Origin of the sequence: Prevotella sp. MGM1 (genome assembly GCF_002933775.1) — a bacterium.
In the GTDB taxonomy this organism is placed as follows: domain Bacteria; phylum Bacteroidota; class Bacteroidia; order Bacteroidales; family Bacteroidaceae; genus Prevotella.
This window is the reverse complement of the sequence record NZ_BEWV01000193.1, coordinates 1-792: the sequence shown is the minus strand read 5'-3', so window position 1 is coordinate 792 and position 792 is coordinate 1. Positions and strand designations below refer to the sequence as shown.

Annotated in this window: 2 protein-coding genes; both read right to left on the bottom strand. The window is 40.3% G+C overall.

Features of this window, described 5'->3' with window-relative positions; genetic code table 11:
• Positions 1 to 277: quinolinate synthase NadA (nadA, locus tag MoGM_RS07345; protein ID WP_158249574.1), on the bottom strand; the 277-nt coding region annotated here is incomplete at its 3' end.
• A 5-nt stretch (positions 278 to 282) separates the two neighbouring features.
• Positions 283 to 456 (bottom strand): hypothetical protein, encoded by a 174-nt coding sequence (locus tag MoGM_RS12785; RefSeq protein ID WP_158249573.1) that lies wholly within the window; start codon positions 454 to 456, stop codon positions 283 to 285.
• Positions 457 to 792: the final 336 nt, after the last annotated feature.

The following is a 792-nucleotide window of genomic DNA, read 5'->3' as shown; positions in this document are numbered from 1 at the left end:
CCGATTTCTCCGGACTGAGTATCTTGCACGTCTCGGCCATGAAGTGAACGCCGCACATCACTATGATACGCGCGTCTGTATCGGCAGCCTTGCGCGCCAGAGCCAGCGAGTCGCCTATGAAGTCGGCCACATCCTGTATCTCACCCCTTGTATAGTAATGTGCCAGTATCACGGCATTCTTCTCTTCACACATCCGTCTTATCTCAGCCTTCAGGTCTGTTCCCACGGCGGCCGGTTCGTCTATGAACCCTTTCTCAACCCATTCTTTTTTTATCATCGCTGTCATTGTTTTAGCTGTCGGCGGCTGATGTGTTCCGTTCGTCGCACACAGGCTCCGCACGGTGTTTTTCCACCCGTTATCAGCTTTGTTTTATTATTATCTTTTTTATTTTCTTCTTTTAAAAAATAAAATGTTGTAGATGATGTGATGTTGATATGTTGAAAACTTTTTCTCATAATTCTTGCATATTCCGATATAAACGTAATAAATTCGTTTTTCAACATACATTGTTGATAGTTACTTGCTGACTGTTAGCCATATCGGCACTTTATCCACAATATTTCATTTCTGTGCAAAATTAATAAGTTTATATCTTTTTCCGTCAATATTCTGTTTAAAACTTACTTAAAACCGCATAATAACAGTGTTGATATCCACTGCCTGCCACAGGCTGCGCAAATCTCTGTGGATAATAAACAAGTTATCAACACGGTTATCCACAGAGTTATCAACAGTTGATAGTCCATTGTTTTCGATTTATAAATGTAATGATAAAGTCACGTATTTATCAC